1 protein-coding gene is annotated in these 349 nt (G+C 58.7%); it reads right to left on the bottom strand.

Annotated features, from left to right (window positions below; translation table 11 throughout):
• Positions 1–194, bottom strand: a 194-nt coding sequence (locus tag THIARS_RS18080) for an HAD domain-containing protein (protein ID WP_342747779.1), incomplete at its 3' end; no start/stop codon positions are given.
• Between the last annotated feature and the right edge of the window lie 155 nt (positions 195–349).

Here is a 349-nt window from a genome sequence, read left to right as displayed (position 1 = left end):
ACCCGTGCCCGCAGCGCGGGTGTGAGGCGCTTTGCTGCGCGGCTGTAACTGAACACCCTGACCCACGACGTGCTCAACACGATGCGCACCGCTGGGTATGGAGCCAGCAGGGTCTCAAGCAGCGCTGCATGCTGGAACAGCGAGTAGCCCTCCGGTGCGTCCAGATAGGCCCCTTTCCTGGGATGCCAATGCACGTTTTCGTGATGCAAAACGCCGTCAAAATCAAGATAAAGGACGAGCTCCCCGCGGCCAGTTGGACGTTTCATAGCTTGCATCCCACCGGTTTCATGAGAGAGGTTGGCCCCATCAGAAAACATCGTTCGGGACCGAGGCGATACTGGCTGTTAAT

Source organism: Thiomonas delicata (genome assembly GCF_900088825.1).
In the GTDB taxonomy this organism is placed as follows: domain Bacteria; phylum Pseudomonadota; class Gammaproteobacteria; order Burkholderiales; family Burkholderiaceae_C; genus Thiomonas_A; species Thiomonas_A delicata.
This window is presented reverse-complemented; position numbering and strand designations above follow the sequence as displayed.